This window comes from Inquilinus sp. (assembly GCF_057815775.1).
On sequence record NZ_JBYRFX010001188.1, the window covers coordinates 1 to 2,228 of the forward strand.

Annotated in this window: 2 protein-coding genes; both read right to left on the minus strand. The window is 67.4% G+C overall.

From position 1 onward, the window contains the following. On the minus strand, window positions 1-1,139 hold a 1,139-nt coding region (locus tag AC3XYG_RS42315), incomplete at its 3' end, for a calcium-binding protein (RefSeq protein WP_489145933.1). 174 nt (window positions 1,140-1,313) lie between these two features. Further along, the coding region (locus AC3XYG_RS42320) for an ABC transporter substrate-binding protein (RefSeq protein ID WP_489145934.1) at window positions 1,314-2,228 on the minus strand (915 nt) is incomplete at its 5' end.

A 2,228-nucleotide genomic window follows, 5' to 3' on the forward strand; every position in this document is an offset into this window, starting at 1 on the left:
GAGGCCGTGAGGGTGGTCAGGTTCACCGTCACCCCGGCCTGGCTGGTGGTGTAGCTGACCGTGTCGATGCCCGGCCCGGTGCCGGCATTCAGATGGTCCGCCCCAGCCCCGCCCTCCAGCTCGTCATCGCCGCCGGCGCCATTGAGGGTGTCGTCGCCCCCCTGTCCGATCAGGAGGTCATTGCCGCCGAAGCCGGTCAGGGTGTTGGCAGCCTCCGAGCCGATCAGGACGTCGTTGAAGTCCGAGGAGCCCTGGATGTTCTCGATATCGGCGCCGATGGTGTCGCCCTGGGCGTCGCCGCCCGACCCAGTGCCGCCGCCGATCCTCACGGTCACACCGGCGGAGGAGTCGCTGTAGTCGACGGTGTCAATGCCGGCACCGCCGATCAGCACATCCGCCCCGGCGCCGCCGACCAGGAAGTCGATCCCGGCGCCACCGTCGAGCGTGTCGTTCCCGGCCAGGCCGCGCAGCAGATCGTCACTGCCGAGGCCGGTCAGGATGTTGGCCACCGCCGACCCGGTCAGGTGATCATTGCCGCCATCGGTGCCGCGGATGTTCTCGATATCCGCGCCGATCGTGTCGCCCTGGGCGTCGCCGCCGGCCCCGATGCCGCCGATGGTGACGGTAACAGGCGCGCCGACATAGACGATGGTGTCGATCCCGGCGCCGCCGTTCAGCACATCCGCGCCCGCCCCGCCATCGAGGAGGTCGTTGCCGGCCCCGGCGTCCAGCGTGTCGTTGCCGGCCAGGCCGACCAGCGTGTCGTCACCGCCATACCCCGACAGCACATTGGCCACGGCCGAGCCGGTGAGGGTGTCGGCGAAATTCAGCGTGCCCTGCAGGTTCTCGATGTCTGACGTGATGATATCGCCGGCCGCGTTGCCGCCGATGCCGAGCCCGCCGATGGCGACCGAGACGCCCGCCGCCCCGTCGAAATTCGCCGTGTCGATGCCGTCGCCGCCCCGCAGGATGTCCGCCCCGGCCCCGCCGCGCAGGATGTCGTCGCCGACGCCGCCCTCCAGGGTGTCGTTGCCGGCGAGGCCGCTGAGATCGTCATTGCCGCCAAGGCCGAAGATGGTGTCGTCGGACGCGGTGCCGGACAAGGTGTTGGCGTTGCCATCACCACTGAAGATCGCCATGGAAAATCCCCCCTGAAAACCGGTTTTTTGTTATCGCGCGCCCCCAACTGAAAATGCCGCGATCGGCTGCGGCTATGGGGGGTACTGTCACATCCTACCATGCTATGCCGCGGTCAATTGCACATGATTTGTGCAGATGGCCCGGGGCGAGGGTTACGTCCCGGGCCGGATCCGCTACTTGATCGCCTGGCCCGCCTTCTTGGCGAAGCTGAGGTCGATGGTCTTCGACAGGTCGATCTGGGCGTCCTTCAGCTCCGGGCTGAAGCGCTGCAGGATGTCGAGCGCGGTCTTCATCCCCTCATCCCCGATCAGCCCATCGCGGGAATACATCGGCAGCGAGTTCTTCACCGACTGGATGTACAGGTCGCGGTCGCCCAGCAGGAATTCCTCCGGCACCACGGCCGCGACATCCTCCGGCTTGGCAGTGGCCAGCCAGCGCAGCGACTTCATGAAGGCGTTGACCAGCGCCTGCGTCGTCTCCGGATTGGCCTGGATGAAGTCTTCCCTGGCGTACAGCACCGCGGCCGGCACCGGGCCGCCGAACACCGCCTTCACGCCCTCTTCCGTCCGCGTATCGGCCAGCACCGTCACCAAATCGGATTGCTGCAGCTTCGAGATCACCGGGTCGAGGTTGGCCATGGCGTCGATCTCGCCATGCTCCATCGCCGCGACCGCGCTCGGGCCGCCGCCGACCGACACGAAGGACACGTCGTCCGGCGTCAGCCCTTCCTTGGCCAGCAGGGCGTTGACGAAGAAGTTGGTGGAGGAGCCGGGGGCGGTGACGCCGATCTTGCGGCCCTTGAGGTCGGCGACCGTCTTGATCTCGCCGGCCAGCGACTTGCGCACCACCAGCACGATGCCGGGGAAGCGGCCGAGTTCGATCAGGGCGCGGATGTCCTGGCCCTTGGACTGCATCAGGATTGTGTGCTCGAAGGCGCCCGTGGTGACGTCGGTCGACCCGCCGATCATCGCCTGCAGGCTCTTGGCGCCGCCGGCGAAGTCGCTGATCTCGACATCCAGCCCCTCTTCCTTGAAGAAGCCCTTCTTCTCGGCGATGGTCAGCGGCAGATAGTACAGCAGCGGCTTGCC